The 25,158-nt window shown below is 58.1% G+C and carries 22 protein-coding genes, 3 tRNA genes, 1 pseudogene and 1 riboswitch; of the genes and pseudogenes, 9 read left to right on the forward strand and 17 right to left on the reverse strand.

What is annotated here, in order from left to right:
- Positions 1-79: 79 nt before the first annotated feature.
- The 8 genes from lonB to VB144_09540 all read right to left on the reverse strand — a co-directional run bounded on the left by lonB (position 80) and on the right by VB144_09540 (position 6,714).
- Positions 80-1,867, reverse strand: a complete 1,788-nt coding sequence (gene lonB, locus VB144_09505; protein MEA4883870.1) for an ATP-dependent protease LonB — start codon at positions 1,865-1,867, stop codon at positions 80-82.
- A gap of 109 nt (positions 1,868-1,976) precedes the next feature.
- Entirely contained in the window at positions 1,977-3,242 is a 1,266-nt protein-coding gene (clpX, locus tag VB144_09510) for an ATP-dependent Clp protease ATP-binding subunit ClpX (GenBank protein MEA4883871.1), read from the reverse strand.
- Between the two features lie 15 nt (positions 3,243-3,257).
- The gene (gene clpP / locus VB144_09515) at positions 3,258-3,851 is read right to left on the reverse strand and encodes an ATP-dependent Clp endopeptidase proteolytic subunit ClpP (protein MEA4883872.1); all 594 of its coding nucleotides are present in this window, start codon (positions 3,849-3,851) and stop codon (positions 3,258-3,260) included.
- Positions 3,852-3,863: 12 nt separating this feature from the next.
- On the reverse strand, positions 3,864-5,264 hold the full coding sequence (gene tig / locus VB144_09520; protein ID MEA4883873.1) for a trigger factor: 1,401 nt from the start codon (positions 5,262-5,264) through the stop codon (positions 3,864-3,866).
- Between the two features lie 241 nt (positions 5,265-5,505).
- A tRNA-Arg gene (locus VB144_09525) sits at positions 5,506-5,582 on the reverse strand.
- Between the two features lie 57 nt (positions 5,583-5,639).
- Positions 5,640-6,053: a HEPN domain-containing protein gene (locus VB144_09530; GenBank protein MEA4883874.1), complete on the reverse strand. Its 414-nt coding sequence runs from the start codon at positions 6,051-6,053 to the stop codon at positions 5,640-5,642.
- Complete coding sequence (locus VB144_09535; GenBank protein ID MEA4883875.1) at positions 6,029-6,445, reverse strand: nucleotidyltransferase domain-containing protein; 417 nt, start codon at positions 6,443-6,445, stop codon at positions 6,029-6,031. The genes VB144_09530 and VB144_09535 overlap by 25 nt, the downstream gene beginning before the upstream one ends.
- A gap of 192 nt (positions 6,446-6,637) precedes the next feature.
- Positions 6,638-6,714 (reverse strand) — tRNA-His (locus VB144_09540).
- A 143-nt stretch (positions 6,715-6,857) separates the two neighbouring features.
- Between VB144_09540 and VB144_09545 the strand changes: the two genes are divergently transcribed.
- The 3 genes from VB144_09545 to VB144_09555 are packed head-to-tail and all read left to right on the forward strand — an operon-like array spanning position 6,858 to position 10,687.
- Positions 6,858-8,231: a TrkH family potassium uptake protein gene (locus VB144_09545; protein MEA4883876.1), complete on the forward strand. Its 1,374-nt coding sequence runs from the start codon at positions 6,858-6,860 to the stop codon at positions 8,229-8,231.
- Positions 8,228-8,839 carry a histidine phosphatase family protein gene (locus tag VB144_09550; GenBank protein MEA4883877.1) on the forward strand — a complete coding sequence of 204 codons (612 nt, stop codon included), beginning with the start codon at positions 8,228-8,230 and terminating at the stop codon, positions 8,837-8,839. The genes VB144_09545 and VB144_09550 overlap by 4 nt, the downstream gene beginning before the upstream one ends.
- A gap of 24 nt (positions 8,840-8,863) precedes the next feature.
- A complete protein-coding gene (locus VB144_09555) occupies positions 8,864-10,687 on the forward strand; it encodes a glycoside hydrolase family 13 protein (protein ID MEA4883878.1) in 1,824 nt (607 codons plus the stop codon).
- Between the two features lie 14 nt (positions 10,688-10,701).
- Here VB144_09555 and VB144_09560 read toward each other — a convergent pair whose 3' ends face one another.
- The 8 genes from VB144_09560 to VB144_09595 all read right to left on the reverse strand — a co-directional run bounded on the left by VB144_09560 (position 10,702) and on the right by VB144_09595 (position 19,358).
- Complete coding sequence (locus VB144_09560; protein MEA4883879.1) at positions 10,702-11,265, reverse strand: hypothetical protein; 564 nt, start codon at positions 11,263-11,265, stop codon at positions 10,702-10,704.
- A 51-nt stretch (positions 11,266-11,316) separates the two neighbouring features.
- Positions 11,317-12,660, reverse strand: a complete 1,344-nt coding sequence (locus VB144_09565) for a hypothetical protein (protein MEA4883880.1) — start codon at positions 12,658-12,660, stop codon at positions 11,317-11,319.
- A gap of 55 nt (positions 12,661-12,715) precedes the next feature.
- Positions 12,716-13,969: a secretin and TonB N-terminal domain-containing protein gene (locus tag VB144_09570; protein MEA4883881.1), complete on the reverse strand. Its 1,254-nt coding sequence runs from the start codon at positions 13,967-13,969 to the stop codon at positions 12,716-12,718.
- A 32-nt stretch (positions 13,970-14,001) separates the two neighbouring features.
- The gene (locus VB144_09575; GenBank protein ID MEA4883882.1) at positions 14,002-15,537 is read right to left on the reverse strand and encodes a hypothetical protein; all 1,536 of its coding nucleotides are present in this window, start codon (positions 15,535-15,537) and stop codon (positions 14,002-14,004) included.
- A 110-nt stretch (positions 15,538-15,647) separates the two neighbouring features.
- On the reverse strand, positions 15,648-16,169 hold the full coding sequence (locus VB144_09580; protein MEA4883883.1) for a hypothetical protein: 522 nt from the start codon (positions 16,167-16,169) through the stop codon (positions 15,648-15,650).
- A gap of 73 nt (positions 16,170-16,242) precedes the next feature.
- Positions 16,243-17,127, reverse strand: a complete 885-nt coding sequence (locus VB144_09585) for a hypothetical protein (protein MEA4883884.1) — start codon at positions 17,125-17,127, stop codon at positions 16,243-16,245.
- A 163-nt stretch (positions 17,128-17,290) separates the two neighbouring features.
- A complete protein-coding gene (locus tag VB144_09590; protein MEA4883885.1) occupies positions 17,291-18,631 on the reverse strand; it encodes a BTAD domain-containing putative transcriptional regulator in 1,341 nt (446 codons plus the stop codon).
- Between the two features lie 250 nt (positions 18,632-18,881).
- Positions 18,882-19,358, reverse strand: coding sequence for a hypothetical protein (locus VB144_09595; protein MEA4883886.1), 477 nt, complete (start codon positions 19,356-19,358; stop codon positions 18,882-18,884).
- A 13-nt stretch (positions 19,359-19,371) separates the two neighbouring features.
- Positions 19,372-19,461, reverse strand: a riboswitch (cyclic di-GMP riboswitch).
- A 760-nt stretch (positions 19,462-20,221) separates the two neighbouring features.
- On the opposite strand from VB144_09595, the gene VB144_09600 reads away from it, so the two are divergent.
- A tRNA-Arg gene (locus tag VB144_09600) sits at positions 20,222-20,297 on the forward strand.
- A gap of 257 nt (positions 20,298-20,554) precedes the next feature.
- On the opposite strand, the gene VB144_09605 is transcribed toward VB144_09600, so the two are convergent.
- Positions 20,555-20,704 carry a hypothetical protein gene (locus VB144_09605; GenBank protein MEA4883887.1) on the reverse strand — a complete coding sequence of 50 codons (150 nt, stop codon included), beginning with the start codon at positions 20,702-20,704 and terminating at the stop codon, positions 20,555-20,557.
- Between the two features lie 177 nt (positions 20,705-20,881).
- Between VB144_09605 and VB144_09610 the strand changes: the two genes are divergently transcribed.
- The 5 genes and pseudogenes from VB144_09610 to VB144_09630 all read left to right on the forward strand — a co-directional run bounded on the left by VB144_09610 (position 20,882) and on the right by VB144_09630 (position 25,158).
- Positions 20,882-22,984, forward strand: coding sequence for a serine hydrolase domain-containing protein (locus VB144_09610; protein MEA4883888.1), 2,103 nt, complete (start codon positions 20,882-20,884; stop codon positions 22,982-22,984).
- 250 nt (positions 22,985-23,234) lie between these two features.
- Positions 23,235-23,381 carry a hypothetical protein gene (locus VB144_09615; GenBank protein MEA4883889.1) on the forward strand — a complete coding sequence of 49 codons (147 nt, stop codon included), beginning with the start codon at positions 23,235-23,237 and terminating at the stop codon, positions 23,379-23,381.
- Between the two features lie 29 nt (positions 23,382-23,410).
- Entirely contained in the window at positions 23,411-23,809 is a 399-nt protein-coding gene (locus VB144_09620) for a GyrI-like domain-containing protein (protein ID MEA4883890.1), read from the forward strand.
- A 59-nt stretch (positions 23,810-23,868) separates the two neighbouring features.
- Positions 23,869-24,531, forward strand: a complete 663-nt coding sequence (locus tag VB144_09625; GenBank protein ID MEA4883891.1) for a DUF4332 domain-containing protein — start codon at positions 23,869-23,871, stop codon at positions 24,529-24,531.
- 40 nt (positions 24,532-24,571) lie between these two features.
- A pseudogene (locus tag VB144_09630) lies at positions 24,572-25,158 on the forward strand (transposase).

The following is a 25,158-nucleotide window of genomic DNA, read 5'->3' on the forward strand; positions in this document are numbered from 1 at the left end:
GCTGGGGTAACAAAAATGGCGTCCCTCTTCGGGGCGCCCAACATCCAGTGCGTGTCAGTATCTCATGTCGGGAACAGAGCTATCTGGTTGTTGCAACAGCAACCTGCGTCGCGGCCACGGTCGTCTTCGTCTGGGTTGCCGACACAGCAGGGCTCACTGGGCTCGCTGGGGTCACAGAAGACAGGGATGAGGCGGCAACGCCAGGCAAGACCACTAGATCGTGGGGAAGCCCCAGGGGTGCGTCATCAGCGCATTTGGCAGCGAGAGCGACTGCCTCGGAGATGTCGCTGATCGCTACTGCCTGTATATCCGCCCTGTCCGCAAACCTATCCTGCCAATTCTCCGCGGGTATGAGTACCTTGGATGCCCCCGCCGCCGCAGCAGCGTCGATCTTCGCGGGCACTCCGCCGACAGGCTTCACCGCTCCTAATATCGACAGCTCACCCGTAATAGCGATCCTGTTATCCACGGGCGTGCGCCTGACCGCCGATAGCACCGCGATTGCCATTGCCACTCCTGCGGACGGCCCGTCCACAGGGCCTCCACCTGGGAAGTTCACATGTATGTGGTAGCTAGATAGGTCGACTCCGAACCTAGATCGAAGCACAGTGGCCACATTGTCGACCGAACTCCGCGCCATGCTGCGCCTTCGGATTACCTTCGAGCCATCCCCCTGCTCCTCCTCATCCACGACTCCAGTAACGGTGAACGCGCAGGGATCTTTGCCGCCTATCGCCGGAGAAGCCGATGCCTCTATCTCGATTAGAGCGCCCATCGACGCTCCCCACACAGCAAGCGCGTTCACTACGCCGATAGCGGGCTTGTCAGGGATCCTTCGTTCAGGCCTTGGGGAGTGCCGACCGCTCTCCACAACCCACTCCATGTCCGACTGAAGCACCATCTGATGGCCATCGGTAATAGCGACACCCGCAGCGAGCTGCACCATGTTCACGGCGTCCCGCCCATTCTGGGCATACTTCATGATGATGTCGAGGACGCCCTCCTGTGCCTGCATATGGAGTTTGTCGAGAGCCCCCGAAGCAACTTTGCCAACCTCACTCGGCGAAAGCGCCCTGAAGTATACTTCCAGACAGCGCGAACGTATCGCCGGAGGTATCTCCTGGTTCGACCTTGTGGTAGCTCCGATGAGCCTGAAGTCCGCCGGAAGGCCATTAGTGAAGATGTCGTGGATGTGCTGGGGAATGCTGGCATCCTCAGAGCTGTAGTATGCAGATTCCAGGAATACCCTTCTGTCTTCGAGCACCTTGAGAAGCTTGTTCATCTGAACCGGATGCAGTTCACCGATCTCGTCGATAAACAGGACTCCGCCGTGGGCCTTCGTGACCGCTCCAGGCTTGGGCTGGGGTATTCCCGCGATCCCCAGAGGCCCGGCCCCCTGGTAGATGGGATCATGCACTGACCCTATGAGCGGATCCGCTATCCCTCTATCATCGAACCTGGCCGTGTTTGCGTCGATCTCCACGAATTTCGCGTGGTCCTTGAAAGGGGAGAGGCTGCACTTCTTGGCCTCCTCCAGCACCACACGGGCAGCTGCGGTCTTTCCCACCCCAGGCGGACCGTACAGGATCACGTGTTGGGGGTTTGGCCCGCATAGCGCAGCCCGGAGCGCTCGGATCGCGTCAGCCTGCCCGATCACATCCTCAAGGCACGTGGGCCGAGTCATCTCCGTGAGGGGCTTGGTGAGGCTTATGGCGCGGAGCTCACGGAGTTTCTCCATCTCGCGGCGGGACTCGCGGTCCACAGCAGATTTCGATCCTTGCTGCGCACGGAGAAGGTTCCAGAAATACAGGCCGATCACTGCGGCGAAAACCAGGTTAATCAGCCCAAGGACCCCAATATTGCTCACCGTGGCTCGCCCCCCATCCACGGTGTAGCATGCCCCTCGAAAAAGCAACTATCCCGGCGGGCACAGGCGCCACACCGGGATATAGCAGGCATTTTATCGACGCCAGGCCTCAGGCGGTCTCCTCTTTCTTCCTGGCAGGCTTCTTCTCAACCAGCACAAGTGCGGGCTGGGCCTTGCCTTCCACTGATTCCTTGGTAACGACCACCTTTTTCACATCGGTACGGCCTGGTATCTCATACATGACGTCAAGCATCAGCTTCTCAGTGATGGATCTGAGGCCTCTTGCGCCTGTCGCTCTTGCGATTGCTTTCGACGCTATGGCTGTGAGGGCATCCGATGTGAACTCAAGGCCCACTCCATCCAGTTCAAACAGCTTTTGGTACTGCTTGACCAGGGCATTCCTGGGCTCAGTGAGGATCCTCACCAGAGCCGCTTCATCAAGAGCATCGAGGGGAACCACCACCGGGAGCCTGCCTATGAACTCGGGGATCAGTCCGAACTTGAGCAGGTCCTCCGGCATTGTCTGGCGGAGAATGTCGCCTATCAGCCGGTCGATCTTGGGTCGGAGCTCGGAGCCGAATCCAAGTGTCTTGCGGCCCACCCTGTTCTCGATCATCTTCTCGAGGCCCTCAAAGGCCCCGCCGCAGATGAACAGGACATTAGTGGTGTCGAGCTGGATGAATTCCTGATGAGGGTGCTTGCGGCCTCCCTGCGGAGGAACGCTTGCTACAGTGCCCTCGAGAATCTTGAGAAGCGCCTGCTGCACGCCTTCGCCCGAGACATCCCGAGTAATCGAAGGATTCTCCGACTTCCTGGCGATCTTATCCACCTCATCGATGTAGACGATGCCCTTCTCAGCTCGCTCGATGTCGTAGTCGGCATTTTGTATGAGCCTGAGCAGAATATTCTCCACATCCTCGCCCACATACCCTGCCTCTGTAAGGGATGTTGCATCAGAGATGGCAAACGGCACATTCAGGATCTTCGCCAGGGTTTGAGCAAGGAGCGTCTTGCCCGACCCAGTGGGGCCAAGCAGAAGGATGTTGCTCTTCTGGAGCTCCACGTCGTCGGTCTTGGATGCGGCGTTGATCCGCTTGTAGTGGTTGTATACCGCAACCGAAAGAGACTTCTTGGCCTCATCCTGCCCAATCACGTACTGATCCAGTGAGCTCCGGATCTCGTGGGGCTTGGGGATTTCGCCGAAATCCCCGCTGGATTCGGCGCCTATTTCTTCGTCTACGATTTCATTGCACAGCTCAATGCACTCATCGCAGATGTACACTCCAGGCCCTGCGATGAGTTTCTTGACCTGCTCCTGCTGCTTCCCGCAGAAGGAGCATTTAGGCTGGCCCTTTTCATCGGTGTATTTGAACATGCTACCACCTCTCGGCTATGGCTTGCCGGCCTTGCCCTCAAAGATGCTGTCGATAATGCCGTACTCCTTGGCATCGACGGGCGACATGTAGTAGTCGCGATCAGTGTCGCGCTCTATCCTGTCGACAGGCTGCCCAGTGTGCCTCGCCAGGATCTCGTGGAGAATCCCCTTGATCCGAAGAATCTCCTTGGCCTGGATCTCGATATCAGTGGCCTGCCCTTGGGCGCCCCCAGCAGGCTGGTGCATCATGATCCGGGAGTACGGGAGGGCATAACGCTTGCCATGAGCGCCAGCCGCAAGCAGCACTGCAGCCATGCTTGCCGCAAGCCCAACACATACCGTAGAGACCTGGGGTTTCACGTACTGCATAGTATCGTATATTGCCAGCCCGGCTGTGACAGACCCGCCCGGGCTGTTGATATACAGGTTGATATCCTTTTCAGGATCCTCACCCTGCAGGAATAGCATCTGCGCGATTATCAGGTTCGCCATAGTATCATCGATCTCGCCGCCCACGAAGATGATCCTATCCTTCAAAAGCCTGGAGTAGATATCGTAGGCGCGCTCGCCACGATTAGTCTGCTCAACCACAATTGGTACAAGAGTCATGCAACTGCCTCCCTACTCTTCGTTGGGGATGCCGTGGTCATCACCCTCCGCGTGCTCGTGGTCGCGGCCATGATCCTCGTTATCACATCCATCGCAGTGTGCGGTTTCCGGGTTGGCATCGCATGTATGCCCGAGGAACCCGCGCACGTTCTGGTAGGTGAGCAGATAAGCTGCGTCATCACGGGTCTCTGGGTCGGAAGCCAGCTTTCGCAGGTCCGCCTTGCTCGGATTGCCATAGGACCTGAAGAGCATCATCACCGCGTAGGTCACCTGTTCCTCAGTAGGCAGTAGGCTCTCCCTCTTTGCGACAGCCTCAACAACCAGCCTCTTCTTCGCGGATACTCCGGCGCCTTCTGCGAATTCCTTCACAAGCTCCTGCTCCGACGTGCTCTTCGCCAGAAGATACTGTTCCCATGTGAGGCCCTGCTGAACCACACGATCCCGCACGCGTCCTACGGCGCGCCAGGCTTCGCGGTCGACCAGGAGTTTCGGCGCCTCCACCTCGGAGGTTGTGACGAGGGAATCCAATGCTCGCTCTCCAAGGTCAGACACGGAATCGTCCAATGCTCTGTGGATAAGCGAATGGCGCACCTTCTCACGGAGCTCATCAATGCTCCCCGCGCCACCCATGTCCCGAGCGAACTCATCGTCGAGATCAGGCAGTTGCTTTGCCTTAATATCCCTAACAACAACGTTGAAGGCAGCATCGCGCCCACGAAGATCCTCATTGCTGTGCGACTCAGGGAGCTTCACGGTGATCTCCTTCGGCTCGTTCAGCGAAGCCCCAATCAGTCCGCTCTCGACACCGTCAACGAGAAAACCCGAGCCTACCTCGAACTCCACGTCATCATCGGAAAGCTCGTCAATCTCCTTGCCATCCACCGAACCATGCAGGTCGGCTGTGATCAGATCTCCCTGCTCAACTGTGGTCCGTTCAACTGGAACGAACTCCGCCCGTTCCTGACGCCAGTTCTCAAACACCCGCTCCACATCAGCATCGGTGACTTCACGCTGCTCGCGGTCTAGCTTAATCGCAGTGTAGTCGCCTAGTTTGACCTCAGGCTTCACGGTCACCTTAGCAGTGAATGTGAGCGGTTCGCCGTTCTCAAGATCTGCCGATTCAAGCCCATCGAAACTGGGATCCTCCAGCGCAGTCAGGTCATTGTCGCGAAGAGCCTGCATGTACGCCTCGGGCGCGAATGCCTGGATCGCCTCGTCGTAAAGCGCTTCCTTGCCAACGAACCTCTCGAGGATGGCCCTTGGCGCCTTCCCCTTACGGAAACCCGGAATGTTGACCCTCGACGTTAGCCTACGGGCGGCGCTGCCCAATGCCTCTCGGAGGGCGTCAGGGCTTACGGATATTTCGATCGTTGCCAGCCCTGCCTCGATACTCACTACATTGCCTTTGTACATGATGCACCTCGTTCCCCCGAGCATCGGCTCACCGCAACCTGCGCAAGGACTTGTTCCAGCTGAATGCCTTGGATCGAGCGGTGTCCTTCGGGTAACCTATTCGACGATACCTCGGACGATTCCTTTGCCAAATCGACGCTACCAAAAAGCATGCCCCGGCAGGCGGCTCGCATGGCCACAACCGAGGCAGGACTGATCATGCCCTATATGTACCCCTGATGCACCTCTCTGTGCCGTAAATTGGCGCGCCCGGCAGGGCTCGAACCTGCGGCCTACGGATTCGAAGTCCGTCACTCTATCCAGCTGAGCTACGGGCGCCCCCCCATCATGCCTGCGACACAGTATAGCATAACCGCATAGGGGTGTAAAGCGACATCAGTCGGTCTCAACTGCGACTCTAGCGGCGTCTACCACATTCCTCGCCATAGTGAGCGCCTCGTCGGCCATACCTTTGGAATACACGTCATCCGGGGGCTTGTACTCCCCCCTATGGACCTCGTACGGGTATCGGACATCAGACACATACTCCTCGAGCTCATCCACACACTCCACGAGATGCTGAACCTCGGGAACCGGGTCACCGTGAAGGAGCCTGGCGCGCATTATCGGAGACACCACGTGGGTCTTGCCAGTTATCACGCCGCGGTCCGCAAGGTACGCTTTCGCCGCCTTCTCCGCAGCCTGTTGGCAGTGGTACAGCACAAGGCCGTAGATCCCAGCATCGTAGAGGACCGTGGCGGCCTTGAGGTCCTGCTCTGCGTGGGCTAGGTATGCCGCCTTGAAATCCACGCCCGCCACTCCTTCTGGTACTCGTAGTCCCTGGCAATCCTGCTGCAGAAATCGTTGACCGCTGGGACCTGGCCAAACAGCACCCTGTGGCCCTCGCACAGCCCGAACATGAGCGGTGCATCCTTATCAAGGTTCATCTCGAGTTCCTCAGGGGTGAGGAGGACTGGCGACACCCTCCACATGTGCTCTCCCACGCCGTGCATAGCTATGGCCAGGCGTCTGCGCTGATCCCTGCCTGCCGGAAGGTTATCGGCAATGATGAGAAGATCCACATCATCGCTTTCGTTGGTCTCCTCGCGCTGTGCGCGGCTTCCGAATAGTATGATCGCCTTGAGATCCGCCCCAAACTGGCTGACGATGCTATTGACAATCTCAGAGTAATCAGGAACCATGTGACTCCCTCCAAGAGGTAGGCCTCAGGTGGTGCGCTCGCATTAGATTGTACCATATTGGCCAATTCCATACAATGCCATTAGGGGCCATTAGGGGCCTCCGCCGCGGGACATCCCGCGATCCAGTGGCCATCTCCAGAGCCGCCAAGATGAAAAAACCCCGAGCATACTCGCCCGAGGCTGGGAAGCTTATGGGGTGGGTGATGGGACTTGAACCCACGGCCCTCAGAGCCACAATCTGATGCTCTAGCCACCTGAGCTACACCCACCATGTCGCTTTTTGAATTCTACCATGGGGCCTGCACTGGGTCAAGTGGGGTTCGACGTTCGTGGTTCGTTCATTTGCACAAATTGACAAGGAGTCGCAGTAGGTGATAGGATTGGTGGCGTTCGAAAGGGGTGTTTTACCCTAATGGGCACAGATAACGCCCTGGCCGACAAGGTGAGGCGCGTGAAGCTCAACCCGTCGCAGGCTCTCGTCGCAGGCTTTGCCGCCGTTATTCTCCTCGGGGGGATCCTGCTCTCCATGCCTGTGGCCTCCAATGATGGCCACAGTCTCCGTTTCCTAGATGCGATTTTCACAGCGACCTCGGCGACCTGTGTAACTGGGCTGGTTGTGGTCGACACCGCCACCCAGTACTCGGTATTCGGTCAGGTCGTGATCATGCTCCTCATTCAGGTGGGTGGTCTCGGTTTCATGGCCCTTGCAACGATGATCGCCCTGGTCCTCGGCAGGCGCATCACCCTGCGCGGGAGGCTGTTCCTGCAGGAATCGCTCAATCAGTTCAGCATGGCGGGCCTAGTCCGCCTTACTCAGTATCTGCTTCTCACTACCTTCATAGTCGAAGGCGTTGGCGCCGTGATTCTGACTATACGGTTCTCATCTGTGATGCCACTGGCGAAGGCGGCCTACTTTGGAGTGTTCCATGCGGTATCCGCATTCTGCAATGCAGGATTTGATCTGTTCGGGATCATAACCGGCCCGTTTACGAGCCTCACATCCTGGGAGGCCGATCCCACGGTGGTGTTCACCATCTGCTCCTTGATCATCCTGGGAGGCCTCGGCTTTCCCGTGATAATCGAACTCGTTGGGCACAAGCATGGAAACAGATTCTCGCTTCATACGAAACTCGCACTCAGCGTTACTGCCCTGCTGCTTCTCGTGGGCATAGGCGGGATACTCGTGCTCGAGCTCACGAACCCCGGCACCCTCAAGCCTCTGCGATGGGATGGACGGCTGCTCGGGGCCATCTTCCAGTCGGTGACTCCCCGAACCGCGGGATTCAACACCCTCGATATCGGGCAACTTCGACATGCCACGCTCTTCCTCATGGTCGTCCTGATGTTCATCGGCGCCTCTCCGAGCTCCACGGGAGGCGGGATCAAGACTACTACTTTTGGCGTGCTGCTAGCCTCGATCGCAAGCACTGTCCGAGGTTATGACGAGGTGGAGCTTTACGACAGGCGAATCCCCAGAGATCTCATAATGAAGGCGATAACCATAGCCACGCTCGCGCTTGCGCTGGTTTCGGGCGTGACCATGATCCTGTCAGTGACTGAGCAGGCAACCTTCCTGCAGGTTCTCTTCGAGACCACATCCGCATTCGGGACAGTCGGGCTCACAATGGGGATCACGCCGGACCTCACCGACATCGGACGCATTCTGATCATCGCGACCATGTTCATGGGGCGCGTGGGTCCTCTCACTGTTATGGTTGCTCTGGCCCAACGCAAGAAGGCCGCAGTTAACGTACACCTGGCGGAGGAGAAGGTGCTAATCGGATGAGACTATTCATCATCAGGCATGGCGACACGCACCACAACCGAGATGAGGTCTTCCGCGGACGGGCGGACATACACCTCGACGACTCGGGTGAAGCTCAGGCCGCCGCGACCGGCCGTGCGCTATCTGGGAGCGGACTATGTGCGGTCTACGCAAGCCCCCTGTCGCGCACAGTCGAAACCGCCCGAGCCATAGCTGCGCCACATGGCCTCCCAGTTGAGACCGTGGACGGACTCAACGATATCGATGTCGGGCTGTGGGAGGGGCTCCCCGTCAAGCGCGTTCGCTCCGAGTATGGCATTGAGTTCGTGGCCTGGCAAACCGGCCCCGAGCTGTTCAGGTTCCCTGGGGGCGAGAGCCTCTCCGACGTCTCGCGCCGCTCCACGGATGCCCTCTCCTCCATCATCTCATCACACGGACAAGGAGACTCAATCGCCATCGTGTCACATCGAGTTGTAGCAAAGCTCCTACTGCTTCACATGGTGGGAGCGCCTGTGTCAAGCTTCTGGAACATATCGCAGGATCCATGCTGCATAAACCTGATTCAGTGCACTGACCTAGGATACATACTGCACAAGGTGAACGATACATCACATCTTGCTTCGCTATAAGTATAAGAGTAAGGAGCGGGATCTATGGATCTCCACTCAGTGATGCATTTGCCGCACGACCCCATGGCATACCCAATCGGGCAAGATGAAATAGAGTTGGTGCTCCGAGCAGGCCGCGGTGACCTCAGCCGCGTGACGCTTGCCTTCACGGATCGGTATTCACCACGTCGGCGCCCTGCGCGCATTAGCATGGCTATTCTCGGACACGACTCTCTGTTCGAGTATTGGACTGCCCGAATGAGATTGAAATACGGCCGTTTCCAGTACTACTTCATTCTAGATGACGGCAACAAGGCGGTTCACTATGGCGAGGGGGGATTCGCTCAGGAGGTCCCGAAGCATCAGCCCTGGGCATGGTGCTTCCACTATCCCTACGTCTGGTGGCATCCTGAGATTGACAATCCACCTGCCTGGGCTCGCGATGCAGTAGTCTATCAGATCTTCGTCGACAGGTTCGCAGATGGCGATCGGTCCAACAACCCCCCAGGCGCCGCGCCGTGGGGCGCCCGGCCCACCCCGCATTCGTTCGCCGGAGGCGACCTCTCTGGGATTCAGAGCAGGCTGCAGTACATCTCTTCCCTGGGAGTCTCATGCCTGTACCTGACTCCGGTATTTCTGGCGCCATCGAATCACAAGTACGATACCACCGACTACTTCGCCATCGACCCGGCGTTCGGTGATGAGAATGCGGCTTTCGACCTTGTTCGCGCATGCCACGAACGGGGAATCCGGGTGATGCTCGATGCAGTCTTCAACCACTGCGGTTGGGATTTCTTTGCCTTCAAGGACGTCCGGGAGAATGGTGAACGATCCCCATATGCGAGCTGGTTCAATATTCATGAGTTTCCGGTGAGATCAGGCCCCAAAGGCAACTACGAGACATTCGGAACCGATGTGTGGCAGATGCCGAAGCTGCGCACAGATAACCCGGAGGTGCGCGAGCATCTCATATCCGCCGCGGAGCACTGGACGAGGGAACTCCGGATCGACGGGTGGCGCCTGGACGTCGGAGATGATGTAGATCCAGGCTTCTGGCGGGAGTTCCGAAAACGCATCCGAGCCATCGACACAGATGCCCTGATCGTGGGGGAGGTCCTGCACGACGCAACGCCCTTCCTGCGCGGAGACCAGATGGATTCGATAATGAACTACCCCTGGCGCGAGGCGTGCCTGGCGTTCTTCGCCCGCCGCGACATCAGCCCCGCGGAGTTCTCAGACCGCCTGACATCACTGCAAGTTCGCTACAGGGCACAGGTATGGCAGGCGCTTTGGAACCTACTCGGTTCCCACGACAGGCCGCGGATACTGACCATGTGCGGAGGAGACGCCCGTCGAGTCGCGCTGGCCGCCATGTTCCAATTCACCTGTGCTGGGGCGCCATACGTGTATTACGGGGATGAAGTGGGAATCGAGGGCCTCGATGACCCTGATTGCAGAAGGTGCATGCCATGGGACGAGGCCTCGTGGAACACGGAACTGCTGGCCCACTTCCGCGCCCTGGCAGCGCTGCGCAAGAGGTTCACATTGCTCAGGCGCGGGCGGTGCATCACCCTGATCGCCGGGGAATCCGCGCTCGCCTACGCCAGGTGGGACTCGCGCACCTGCATGATCGTTGCCATGAACAACTCGGATGAGCGGGCTGAGATAGGATTGAAGGCTCTCGATGAATCGCTCGGGGCCGCAACCGGAAGCCTCGCAAAATGGGCTGGGCGACCGCTTCAAGCTTTGTACTCATATGCAGGAGCAAGCTTGGAGAAGACAGATGGCGAGGCCTGGGGCGGCGAATCCGGCGGTCAAGCGCAAATCGCCCTGCCTGCCATGAGTGCAATCCTGCTCAGGGTCGTGTGAAGCAGCGTCGGGCACTACGCCTTGGCAACAGTGAACACTATGGTTACGCCGTACCTATCTGCAGTATCCTGCCAGGTGATGTCCATCTGGAAATCCATGGGCAGTTTCACCCAGTCTGGGCCCATACTCTCGTAGATCTGCGTAGACTGAGTTGAGAGAGGAATGAACTGCCCGGAACTGGATCGCCTCACCTTCATCTGGCTTACGGGGATCCGGTTTCCATTGGGCGAGACCAGCATCTCCTCGTCGGCGGCAACGGACACGACAAACGGCACATTCCCGCGGACATCCGCGACGATGGAAGACGGTTTCCGGGCTGTCCGTCCCTCCACGGTCTCTTCCCCTGTCAGAAAATCCTCTGCCGAGAACGTCAGCAGAGATCGATCGAGGATCATGATCACAGTCTCAGGCACAAACACCCTCACCGGCAGGCTTGAGCTAGCAGCGCCTGGAGGAAGGGCGGGCCTTGCCGACGAGAGTGCAGCACATGCCGACCCACCCGCAAGGAGCAGTGCCGCCAGCATCACACATGCGGCCTCGAACCCTCTCCATGCAATGACATGCCCGATACGCGCCATGCCCCTGCCCCCCATCAGAATATGAACCAATGTGCGGGCTTACGCCGCGCACTATCGATAGAACCCTATGCCCGCCTCAAAGGTCACTGCGTTGTGGTCGTTTCCAGTGACCGACCCAGCTCCGATGCTCCGTACCGCGCCAAGCGACAGCCCGACCCCGCCCGGGAAGATGAACCCCCCGGTGACCCTGATGCCCTTCAGGCCGGGATCGCCCAGTATTGAAGCCGAAGCAGTCAGCAGCATGCCCTCACGCCGGTCTGGTTCGGCTCCTTCTGCTCGGTCCGATCCAAAAGACGCGGTTGCTCCTGCCTCCCACACCCCCAGGCCCCGATACACCCGAAAACGCTCATCGGCGCCGCCTGAGCTGCCTGCGCCGCCAGCGCCGTCTGCTGCGTAATCCTCGGAACCCTCTGCCACAAGCCCCACCGGATCCCATCGCGCCCATAAGCGAAGCCACTTGGCCACCTCTACCTGGTCTGAGAGGCCTAGCATCAGCGCTTTCGCGCCGCCGGGGCCCACGTTGCTTCCCATTCGGAGTTCGAAGGAAGAGCCCGGCTCAAGCCCAGTGGGCGCGTATGCAGCAAAGCTGAGGGTTCCGGCAGAGCTCAGGATCATCTGAACCCCAGCTCCAGCGGCGCTCGCAAGCGCTCCTTGTTCGCCCGTACGCGGGCCGAGGTTGCGATCGAACGCAGACGACAGCCCGAAAGCGTCGGCGGCAAAGAGCACCGCGGATGGATGCTCAGCATCGCCCGGATTCACAGGCATCGCTGTCAGCAGCACTGCAAACTCCCTATATTCGGCCTGTTCGGCCTGATGGCCATCCGTCGCGTCGCCGGACGCGGATGCAGCCTGCCCGGCAAATGCGGCACGCGCCACAGCGATGAGCGTTCGCTCGCCCGCACCGAGGGCTACTTCCTGAGTGACCCCATCCGTCCTGTATCCGCCACTGGATAGCGTGATCCGAGTGCGCGATTGCCCGGCAGCAGCGTCAAGGCCGAGCAGGACAAGCTCGATGACGTACTCATCGGTGACTGGCATCCCATGCGTGTACCTGGTGACGCTTGATGCGAAACGAGCCTTGCCGCCCTGCAGCACGATGAACCTGGCTTTACGCTCCGACTCTTCCCGAGCCGTCGTCGTTTCCGGAAGGATGTGCGGACCCACGTTCCCCATGAGCCCAACACTGCCAGGGGCGATGGCGAAATGGATGCCATGCGCCTCATCAAGGTGCGATGCAGCAATCTCCCTCGCGGCCGAAGGCCCAAAGACGCTGGCGATATCAACTACCTCAATTTCGTACAGAACCGCCGCAAGGCCGATGGGATCGCCGCCCGAGGCAAATGCGTGGGAAGCTGCCGACAGCAACAGCAGCGCCGCCAGCACGATGGCAGCCAATTCCCGGCAGGCCCGCATGGAACCATGCTTGGGGGCTTGCTCCGAGGCCCTCATGCTATTTCACAACCTCAGCCGTGATGAAGACGAGAAGCTCATTCTCCACCTGCTGCTTCTCAGCCCTCTTGAACAGGAGACGGATCAGAGGGATATCCCCGAGCACGGGCGTCTTGGTCTCTCGGTCCAAAAGGTCCTTGCCGGAAAGCCCAGCTATGAGCAGGGTTTGTCCGGGAGTGATCCGCACAACCGAGCTGAACTCCGCCGCCCGCACCACAGGGCCGAATGTGGACTTGTCGGTGAAGTAACTCACCTTCTGGGATAGCTCCAGCTCTATCTGCTGGCCCCTGACCCGGGGCGTCACCTTCAGCTCAGTTCCGGCCTCGATCTTCTCCACGCGCGGCGTTGTGGTTGTTTCCGAACCGATCACTAGGTTGTACCTGTCGCCCACGAAGAGCGAGCCCGTCTTCCCATCGGAGATGATGATCACAGGATCGGCGTTCACACGCGCCCTGTCATCGCGCTCAAGCGCCCGGATCTTTGCAGCGATCCTTCCGAACACATCAGTGTCGAGGCCGATCGATCCCGATGCCAGGCTCAGCAGGGCGGTCCAGTCCGGTTTCACGGCCTGCCCATGCTCGAGCTCCCACTGGAAGCTATCGATGCCCCACTCCCGAACGACCTCACTCCTGACCTCGGTGACCAGCGCCTTGACCCTGATCTGAGGGCGGTCAGCGTCGATCTTGTCGAACAACGCCACAAGCCTGTTGATGGTCTCTCTCGGCGCTGATATCACTGCGATATCGCGTTCGGAGTCGAATTTCACGAATGGCTCATAAGCAGTGGGTGTAAGGAACCTGGCAGTAGAGGCGCTTATGCTCTTGAAGACGTACACCTCCGCCTCAGCGAGGTCCCCGAAGACTCTGTTTCTCGGATCGGCAAGGCCGACAATGTAGAAGTCATCCACGCGCCGGAATGCGTAGCCTCCTCCAGCGAGCACCAAGCGAAGTGCACGCTCAACCGGAACATCGATGAGATCGAGGCTTACAGTGCCGGTGACGCTCGGATCCACTGCAATGTTCACGTCAGCCTGCAGCGCCAGCTCGGCTATGGCCTCGCGGATGTCGGTGTCGAAAAACGTGGCAGTGATGCTTGCATCCGCATGCTCCCCCGAGCCTTCGGCCACCCCGGATTCCGGCGAGCCAAGGGGCGCGGATGTAGGTGCAGCGCAAGCAATGCCCGTTGGCGACATTGACGAAGACCCAAGTAGAACTGCCACGAGAATGATGAATGCGGCTACGTTGCCACTGCGCAAGACGATCAACCCCTATCCCAGAAACCGTTTGCTCACTTAATCACTATTTCGAACGAGCTTGCGCCGATCTGCGCCTCATCCTCGTACACCCTGATCTCTGCCGTGTACTTGCCCGGCGCCACCCCCGACAAGAGCCCCGAGAGGGTGAGAAAACGGCCGGGCAGAACCGTTGGGCGATCCGCTCCCTCAACAGTAAGTCTGCTGGTTAAGGTCGCATTTCCGTTTGCTGGCCTCAGAACCAGAGTGGCCTTTGGCGACAACCTGACGTCTCCCGAGTTCCGGATCACCATCGACACCAGCGCCTCTGCACCAGTGCGGTCTGCATTCAGACTGGCGACCTCCACAGCCCGAGCAGCCTTCCCGGGCACGATGGCTGCGAGGTCCACTGTCGTCTCCTCGAGGAGCCGTCCATCCGGTGAGATCGACTTGACCCTGAGAAGACCATAGTAGCCGCCTGGCGCAACATCCTTGGGAAGCCTTGCCGTAAGCACTACGGTGGCAGCCCGCCCAGCCAATAGCTGGAAGGAGGCGCCGTTCCTGACCTCCACATCGGCTGCACTGAATATCGATCTGGGGTAGTCGGTTTCGATCTCAGCAGGCTCCAAGATCACCTTGATGGGGCTGGAAGCTCGGTTCTCCACCTTGATGCCTTTGCTTGTCACAGCGCCTGCCCTGGCCTCGAACTCGATCTCGGTTGGAGTCACCTTCGTCGACAACACTGAGGATTTTGGGTAGACAAAATCGCCGGGCTTCACCTGAACGCTCTTGACCTCAGTAATCTGCAATCCCGACGCGTACCGGAAGAATAGCCTGAGCTCGTAATCCCCTGGAGGCAGTGGCTCTTTGGGCATGCCGTAGTAGAGAACCTCAGCGTACGGATACAGACGCGGCTCTGAGATGTTCGAGGTCCACGATCCCTCAGGCTTGACCTCTACGCGCTCGACAAGCCTCTTCTTCGAGTCGCGAATCGTTGCCTCAGCAGAGGTGAGGTAGTCCATTGGAGATGCATTCCTGATCAATGCCCTCACCACTGGCTCTCCCTGCTCGCCCCTGGCAAGCTCCAACTTGCTGACCTGAGCTGAAGGCTTCTGGCCAGGTCGATCCACGCGGATATTCAGGCGCACCGCGTACCTAACTCGCAAGCTCACGCCCGTGTCCTTCTTCGCAAACTCCGGCTCCACCATGATCACCACGATGTTTGAGCCGGCGGCGTCGTAGGGAATCCTCACGCTGCCTGCGACCCGAGTCTCCTGCCCTGGAGTGGATACGGCGGACTTGGGCAAGCTCACCCATGCCGAAGGCGGATACGTCTTGGAATCAGCCTGCTCATACCCGAGATTGCCGTTCTGCATCTGAACAGGGCGATACAGTGTGAACTCGACTCTCTCCTGCTTGTCTCCTGGCGTGAGGAACAGCTCGAACTCGGCAGTGTCGCCTGGGTTCACCGCTAGATCCAATACCAGAGGTCTGATGCCTGCGGCTGTGGAATGGCCTTCCGCAAGAACAAGCACGATCACGACAGCGAACGCCACCGTCAGAAAGCGTGCAAACCTGCAACTGATCCGCAACGTGCATACCACCTTGCATAGGAATGTCCTGAGCGCACACTCGCGCGAAGGGCAGACCAGTGGAGGCAGATCCGCCCCACTCTCGCCTGCCCGCAGAAAACTGGGGAACCCTAGTTTGCCGCGACAGTTAGGATGAGGTTGCCGGTGTAGGCCTGGGAGAGCAGTTCATACCAGTCTGTCCAGGTCGCGCCGCTCTTCTTCGCAATAGAGAACGCGCCCGATGTGGTCCCATAGGTGGCCTTGGTGTAAACAAGCCCAGTGAGCTCCACACCTGTGCTCTCGTTCACGGGGACGCTCTTGGCGACAGATGATCCATAAGTGAACACATACTCGACCAGAGGATTCAGCACAGTGGTGGAAAGGTTTGAGGTAGCCGTCACCTTCACTGGGGTGTTCGTCTTGAGGCTAAACGACGAGGAGTTCGCGCCCACCGCAAAATCACCAAGGCCGTCGGGGGTGATTGTGGCATCGAGGGACGCGCTTGTGAACGATATCTGGGCCGCCTTGGCCACATTGATGTTAACCGGAAGGGTTTGGCTCACCGGAGGCGCTCCATTGGGGGCCGCAAATGCGGAAGTCGATATCAGAGCCAGGGCCACAATCGCTAGGATAGTCATCACTGTTCTCTTCATTGTGGATCGATCTCCTTTTCATCTGAGTTCTACGTAGCAATATGCCTATCGCCGCACGGCGGCGAGATGACATCTACTGCGGTTCCAGGGTGAACACCAGCTCTCCCCGATACTCCCCCGCCATCACTGAGTAATCAGTCTCAATAGAGAACTCCAGCTTTGCGAAAGGCGCCATGTATTGGGCTCCAGAGAAGAGCAGCGTGGGCAGTTCCCCCATCTGGAACCACTGGCTCGGTGTTCCGGTGTTCCATGGTATGGTGTGCCTCACTCGCATCGCTTCCGGCCCGATCACCGCCTCCGGGTGCTGCACGTTGGCCACTGCGCTCAGAGAGACCCTCACGGACCACTGCGCGTTCGGCGACTCCACCGTGACCATCGCTGGGCTCGTCGCCTGGTAAACGCCTGGCTGCGGAACATCGAACTCGAGCTGCGCGAGATTCACATTCACACTCCATCTGGGCCAGATCACCACAGAGAAGGGAATCTCGGCGTGATCGACGGACCCGAGGAACACGTGGTCCACTATGAGCCTGATCGAGCCGGTGTATGTGCCAGGGGCGAGGCTCGCAACTTCGGGTGCAACAGTGACATCGAACCATGATTCGTCATCAGCGTATTTCATGATTGTTGTGTTGAAATTGCACTTCGCGAATTGGTTGCTGTACCTGTGCCTCGCCCATATCGAGCCCACTGGAATCACGTGCCCGCCGCCGTCACTGAGGGGCGACACTTCCATGCGGACGTCTCCCACTAATATCCAGTACAATGAGGGCAAGCGAGTCATTGATACCCGCTGCACGGGCCCATCTCCCACCGCCGAAAAAGGCCCATTCACAGCCAGTTGCACCGACGCAGGATTCGCCACAATACAGCCTGTCGCTGCCAATGCAGGCACACTCGCCATGGCGAGCAAGAGCATCAGCGGGACTGCGACTCTGGAAATTCGAGATTTACTCAAGTCCGCCAACACCCTTCGAGCGGATTCGGCAGTCACATAGTTCAGTTTGTATTATCCACGGGAATGTTGCAGGAATGTTGCATTGGTTCGGCAGAAGCAGCCGGAACTGAAAGGAGAGGCGCTGAAAGCCGGGGGGAGAGCAACGGATGTACGCGTGATCCGCCTACCTGACAGGATCGAGAGCCCGGGTCGTCACATCAGCGATAACTCCGAGCAACTGAGGATCAGTGGAGGCGAGGTCCCGAATTCTGCCTGCAACTATCTCTGCGCCCCGCAGATCGGTGGAGGTGAGAAGAAAGACGAGGTGGGCATCGTCAAACCTGCACACCGCATCGCCCTTTCGGAGGGCGCCGCTGTACGCCGCCTCGATCCTATCCAGGGCTGCACCGTTTCCAACTAGATCAGGCTGGTCCGACGAGTCGCTCGATCCAACGGTAACGAAAACAACAGAGGACTCCTCGCCCGTCCTTGCCACTCGCCTTCTCTCCAGGGCCAGCAGTTGGTGGAAGACCTCCACATCGCACTTGAGTGCACCGGGCGCATCACCAACTGAGATGAGCATCTCCTCAAGCTCTGTACGCTTGCAGGTCCGCGCGGACTGGTCCATTGCCTTTCGGTCTGGCTCAGCCCGGTCTGAACCTGTACGCTTGCAGGTCCGCGCGGGCTGGTGCTCACGGAGATCCTGGTAGAGCTGCTTGTACTCCTCCGATGGACTGATCCCAAGCTCCCGGTAAAGAAGGCCGGTGCTGTACGAATAGTGGTCCGCAGCGCCAGTCCAGTCGCCTAGACCCATGAGCGCCCGAGCATAGAGAATGTGAAGCTCCTCTGCGAAGCTATCCTCAGCTAAAGCGTGCTGCAGGACAGCCCTTGCCCTTGTGCAGTCGGATGCGCCCATGAGAATCCTCGCGGCCTCCTTGGACGACTCCATGAACAGCCTGCGGTAATGCTCCCGTGGAACCACGGTCCAGTCAGAATATGGGTCCTCAGCAAGGAAATAGCCCCTGTACAACTCGAGAGCATCGCAGAACAGGTTGCCCGCCGCAGCCTCGTCCGACGCTCTGAGCTTGAGTGCATGAGCGCAGGTGCGTTCAAACTCCTCGACGTCGATCCACACCTTCGCGGACGGGTTGAATGCACACACATCCCTGGCGCACGTCAGATAGCTGGACCTAGAGTAGGACCTACTGCCAGGCTCCAGCATGCTCTTGAGCCTGGAGAGCGTCGTGCGCAGCTGGGATGTGTTGTCGTCGCTGTCGCTCTTGGGCCAGAACACCCGGATTATCTCAGAGGTTGGCGCCGCAGTCCCGCGCCGCGACACGAGATACTTGAAAAGCGCCCATGCCTTCTGCGTTGAACCCACACCAATTGGGCTCGTGTCGCCTGGCCGCACTACCCTGAATACGCCGAGACAGTAGACGCGAAGCGCGTCCACGCCATCAACCTGGGGCGCAGCACAGTCCCCCCGAGAATGCGCGGAGTGGTCAGCCGCATCTGTCCATGTCACCCGCCATCGCCTCCACACGCCCCAGCCAGGACCAAGTGATAGATGACACCATGATCATATATACGCCCCGCAACACTGATTGCCCTGCTGAGAATCGGCGGAGCACAAGGAGACTCCAGACAGCCGCGAAGCCGGTAGAAACGATAGGCGCGGAGCATCCAAGCCAGCCTTCACCGACCAAGATGCCCCGCCCAGCGGTCGTGCATTCGCAACCGCAGCCAGCTCCGGCCCGTATTCGCCTGTTCGAGACTCACTGAACTGACCAGAGCCCCACGCTGTACTGAAGCGGGTATGTCCCACTGTCCGCTGAGGAGGCTGGAATCGAGAGATCGAAGGTCACCTCGTAGGCTCCTGCGCCAGCCCCTACAGCTGACCCCGTGACCACTGCATGCTGCTGGATCGTGCTTCCGCGGCCCACGCCCATAGTGGTTACCGTGACTGAACTCACCACCGGGACGACCCCAGGCGCCATCGGCTCCACATCCACAACAGCCTGCCACGGGACATTGGAGAATACCCCTAGACGGACTGCGCTCCTCACCATCATTGCCTTGCCGGTGTAATCCACCTGACTTACCTCGGAGATGCGATCGACCCTTTGCATTGCAGGAACCACAATCTCCACCTTCAGATCCGCGCGCGCCTGCGCCGCAGCGGCGGCGCCTCCGTACGCCTGAACAAGCAGCAAGAGCACGATCGTGAGCGCAGCGATGGCTCTCCGTGCCATCATGACACCCTCCTTCGGCTGCCCGGCTGCCATAGCGCATCAAGTGCGCCTTAGGCCCGTGGCTTTGCGTCCCCGTCTTTAGGCGGGTTTGCCTTTGTCGTGAAGGCGACAAACACTCCGACGTTTGTCCCTACATCCGTGTATCTCAATTGCTTGACAGTACAGGACGCGAGACAGCTCGCGCCCAGACTCCTAGATGCGTTTTCCCTAGCTCTCACTCACCTTGCTTCGTGCGCGAATACTCCGTGAGTTCCCCATCCCCCCTTTCCGGTTCCCCAGGCAGGCAAGAAGTGAAGCCACGGCTGCAATCAGCGTGGCCACAACCGCAGGAGCCGCAAACGGCCCCACAGCCGCGGTGGCCGCGAACGGCCGCAGCCTGATCGATACCTGCACGGGGGAAACCGCGAATCCCCCACACCCATCTCACAGACACACGAGCACGCTGTCCAAGGCATGGAACGCTGATGAGCTGATGTGCGATCAGCGGACGCCCGGAACACACTGCGCCCCGGCGCAAGTTCGACGGTTCTGGTCATTGAGACTATCGGCAGAGAACCCACACTGGGTTAGCCGCGCAGGCACAAATGCCTGTGGTGCAGCCCTGCCACATGCGCGAAACATGCCTTTGCGTCTTTCCCAATTCGCGGCATCTACGCACAGACGCGCTGCAAGAGGCCACATTCACAAATGGCGAGGCAATACCAGTAACCACCCGCTGTGGCGTCACGGTCACAGATTGCCGTTCATGTGGATCGCACACGTGCACCCAACCCGAGAACCCGAACGATAGCGTTTTTGACGACACCGAACGGTGATGCTATAATATTGAGGTAGGTTGTCGTCAGCACTCCTACACGCACCGCGCGCCTGTAGCTCAGGGGATAGAGCAACGGACTTCTAATCCGTGGGTCGCAGGTTCGATTCCTGCCAGGCGCGCCATATCAAGCAGCTATATAGCAGGCATTATGATAAACGCGGCTGGGGTTGGTTCCCAGCCGCGTTCGCATTTGTGTGCGAAATGAAAGGCCTGTGTGCATGCCCTATTTCCGATCCCCCGTAAACAGCATCCCTTCCATCTTGTCCACCGCGCTCTGCTGGGTCACGTCTTGTCAAGTGGTGTAAATCGCTTCTGCGTATTTTCGGCATCTCCTTCAAAGCCATCGGCCCCGATGCTCGCCCCCTAGAGGCCGAGCCGATCATATTCCTCCCACGTGGGCTCCTGCCCCCGCTTGGTTCAGGGGGGACGCCAGGCTGCCCCTGATGATCGGCGCGAGCATCAGGCCCATTATCACCAGCGTTGTGATCTCGTTCTTACCGCACCTGCGGCAGGAACACCTATGCCGCACATGCTCCAATAACCTCCTAATCTTGGGGAGCAGCTCGGCGTCTTGTTTGCGCAGCCGCCCGAGTTGTAGTTGGTGGGTGGAATGGTATAATCAAAATACAATTGGCGGCGCGACGACACCACCCACAGAGGCACAGGGAGGCGCCTGTCCGCCGTTTGGGAGGATCGCTAAGTGAGAATGGGCACTCGGAACAAGCTCCATCTGCTGCTTGTGTTGTTGCTGGTTATGATCGCGCTGTTAGTGCCTTTCACATTCACCTCCGGCGCCGCGGGCTCGCCCGAGGCCTACCTTGGGCTCGCTGCTTTGGCGCAGCAGAAAGCCGATACCCTCGTGAGTGTCTTTGGAGTCACCAGTGTTCAATACGCCGTAATATCCCAGGGCGAGACCATGCTCTCGGGCAGCGCCGGGGTATATAGCCGCACCGAGGATAAGCCCATCACGGCCGATACCATGTATGGGATCGGATCCACCAGCAAGATGTTCACCGCCGCCGCGGTTATGCTCCTGGTGGATCGGGGCCTGATAGATCTGGATGCTCCTATCACTACATACATCCCGGAATTCATCATGGCTGACCGGCGCTATACCCAAATCACCGTCCGTATGCTGCTTAACCACTCGTCCGGCCTGATGGGCTCCACTTTTCGCAATGCATTCCTGTTCAACGATGGCGATCAGATGGCACAAGAGCAGCTCATCGCTGCTCTTGCAGGTCAGCGGCTCAAAGCAGACCCCGGTGAGTTCTCAGTGTACTGCAATGATGGTTTCACCCTGGCCGAGCTGATAGTAGAGAGGGTCAGCGGCGAGAGCTTCACCGATTTCATCAAAGCTAACATTACTGTCCCGCTTGGGATGAGCCATACGGCCACGCCGCAAAGCGATTTCGATCGCTCCGGCCTGGCCAGGACGTATGTCGATGTGGCCGGCGACCGCGAAGTGATCGAATCACTGGGCGTGATAGGAACGGGCGGAATCTGTTCTACGGCCGAAGATCTATGCAAGTTCGCCGGAATCTTCATGGATGACCCTGGTTACGCACTCGCCCGGGGCATGCTTTCGGCCCAATCTCGCAGTGCTATGGCCGCTGCTGAATGCGAGAACGGAATCTGGCCCGAGCGGGGTCCGAGCATATTCAACTACGGTCTCGGCTGGGATTCTGTGAACACCTACCCCTTCAGCGCCTACGGCATCACAGCCGTCGCTAAAGGCGGCGACACCCAGCAATACCATTCTACCCTGCTCGTCTTGCCCGCTTACGATCTTGCGGCGGCGCTTGTATCATCGGGCGGATCCAGCACCATGAATCTGATCGTTGCAGGCGAACTGCTACAGCATGTGCTGGAATCAAGAGGCGCCCTCACCGCAGCTAGGCCCGAGATGCCAGGCGGTGCGCCCGCAGTCGCGCCTATGCCGCCCACCTTTTTGGGATATTCAGGGCTGTATGGGAACGCATCCTTCCTCAGCTCAGTGGATCTTGCCGCTGATGGATCGTTATCCATCGCTGCGCTCGGCGACGATGCCCGGCCCGTCGAGAAACTGGTATACGTAGGCGGCGGCGTATTCACCTCCGCAGAGGGCAACAAACAGATGAGCTTTGTAACAGAATCGAACGGCCATACTTACATAAGGCGGGTGGCGCACCAAGATGTGCCCGGCCTGGGGCTTGCGGCGATAACAGAATACTCCATGCAGAAGCTCGCGCCGGCAGAGGTCGACGAGAGCACACGAAAGGCCTGGTGTGAGAGGGATGGAGTGAGCTACTATCCGGTAAACGAGAAGTTTAGCTCGCAGTACTATGCGCAGCCTGGCAACGCTATGACAATCTCGTTATCGAAGGAGCAGCCCGGATACGTTGGAACGCTGCAGATCATCGACGAGAACAACGCGGCGTCGCCCATGCAGATCCCGGGAATGGGCGGGCGCGACCTTGTCGATCTCACATTCTATGTGCAGGATGGCAGGGAGTACATGAAGGCCACTAACATGGTCTACGTAAGTGAGAAGAGTATGGATGTCCTCCCCACAGGCCAGAGCGCCACGTACACAATAGGCCCGGATGGCCACGGGATATGGCATCGTATCACCAATGTCGGCGACGACAAAACGATCATCGTGAGCGTGCCCAGGCAGGGTTCTTTTGCGGTATACGAGAACGGAAAGTGCATTGAGTTCTCGTGGATAACCGGCCATTGCGAAGCGAGACTGCCGGCCGAAGGCATGATCGTGTTCGCCGGCGCGCCTGGCGCAGTTTTCGAGGTGAGTTTCGAAACGGCCGAATAGCATACAACGCAGGCATGCCGTTGTCCGTCCGATGTGAATGCAGAGGTACGCCAGATCATCGGCATTGTGGAGAGATTGCTTGCGTTCGACCTGTTCCGCTGGGTATCCCGACTGGCACATGGATCTTCGATGCGAAATTCCGCTTGGATACGCAAACCGATGGCGATGGCACCGCCAAGTTCGGTGACATCTGCAAGATGCACGCGTACCACGATGCACTGCTGCGGTGTATCCCGGGGATGAGCGGATCATGTACAGCCCCACCCGCGGACAACTGGGCCCCGAGGTCGCAGTGGCCGTTGACGGCGTGGGAGCCATCCCTGCACGGCCAGGCGAGGGCGTGTTGAGCGCCGCGGTGCGTGATGCTGTGCGCGAGTTGCTTGGTCTGAGAGCATAGGCGGCGCCGGCTCCGGGCAGGGTGATTCCGTGAAGGTCAGCTTGCTAGCGGGCAAGATATCGGCGCCATTCCGAGCCTTTGTGCTAAGCCGAGAAACAAAGTGGTATGTCGTGTATCACGACTATGGTGACTTAACGGCGGAAGAAAGGCTGCGATTGAGTGCTTGCTTATCCGTTAAGCACGGTATGCCAAATCAAGGCGAATTTGGTTGTTTGGAACTTGCGGGCGGGCATTATGCAGTCGGCACATTCCTGCTGAGATCTGACGAATATCAGCGCGTTTGGAACTACATGCTTTCAAAATGGCTCCCAGATAGCGGTTATTTACCAGACGAAAGCTTTTGTTTTGAGTATTATCCAAATCAGGAAATGGAAAATGTACAATTGAAGCATATTGTTGAGATGCTTATACCAATGAAGTCTTTATGAATATTAGGTGAATTGGTAGGCATTGTGTCATAATAAAGTTTACGGAGTGATATGGGAAAATGATGAGTTATTATGTCAATGCTGAAAAGATAAATCTTAATGAGTTGCGGAAAAGGATTGAGGATACCGATTTGGTTCCAAGTCGCAGTTGTCTACTGGAAGATATTAGTAGTCGTTTTGAGGCATTAAAAGAGAACGGATATGTTACGTTTGCGGATTTGCGCAGCGCTTTGAAAAACGCAAAAAATATCCCCTCAATTTCAGAAAAAACGGGTATACCATCCGAATATCTAGCATTGCTCAGACGGGAAATAGAAAGCTATTTCCCAAAACCGTTTCCAATTAGTTCATTCGACTGGCTTCCGGAAATAGATATTGAGAAACTGGAAAAGCAGGGGTATAAGAATACCGCTTTACTTTTTGACGCACTTAATCCTCCAGAAAAAAGAGAAGAATTGCAAACTGCTCTTGGAATCAGTCATCAAGTTATTGATGAGCTTTCCCGTCTTGTGAATCTCACAAGAATACAGTGGACTAGCCCAACGGCGGCGAGAATGCTGGTCGATGTCGGCTATTATGACGCAAAAAGCGTATCCGAGGCGGATGCGGACATAATGTGCAACGAACTGGATAAAGTAAACAAGGATAGTAATTACTTCAAAGGAAAAATTGGGCTTAGGGATATCAAGCGATGGATTCACGCCGCATCCTACGTTTCGTGATACATCAAATAATGTATCACTGCTGGACATTCTCCGCCGGATGGGGATGGACGAGGACGCTGATTTTCTCAGGGACGGCGCACAGCTTCTGACTCAAAGGCTCATTGAACTGGAAGCTATGGAAAGGATCGGAGCGGACAGATACGAGAGAACGTCGGAGAGATCAACGTACCGGAATGGCTATCGGTCCAGACCCGGGGAAACGAGAGTAGGCAGTCTGGATCTCAGGATACCCAAACTCAGGGAGGGAACGTTCTTTCCAAGCTTCCTGTCGCAGGCTTAGCGGAGTGAAGCTCGTGATAAGCGATACCCACGAAGGACTGAAGAAAGCGATACAGAAGGCTTTCCTAGGGCGTCGTGGCAAAGGTGCACGGTGCATTTCATGCGCAACGCGCTTGCCCATGTGCCCGGGCCGCGCAGCAAATGGTTGCAGCCTACATCCGGACGATATTCGCTCAACAAACCCTCTTGAGAAGCTGAACAAGGAGATCAAGCGCCGCGCGGACGTAGTAGGCATTTTCGCTAACTCCGATTCAGCGCTCAGGCTTCTTGGATCGGTGATGATAGAGCAGAACGATGAGTGGATCGTACTGCGCAGGTATTTCAGCCAGAAATCCATGGGCAAGC

It is taken from the genome of Clostridia bacterium (assembly GCA_034926675.1).
Lineage (GTDB): Bacteria > Bacillota > DTU025 > DTU025 > DTU025 > JAYFQW01.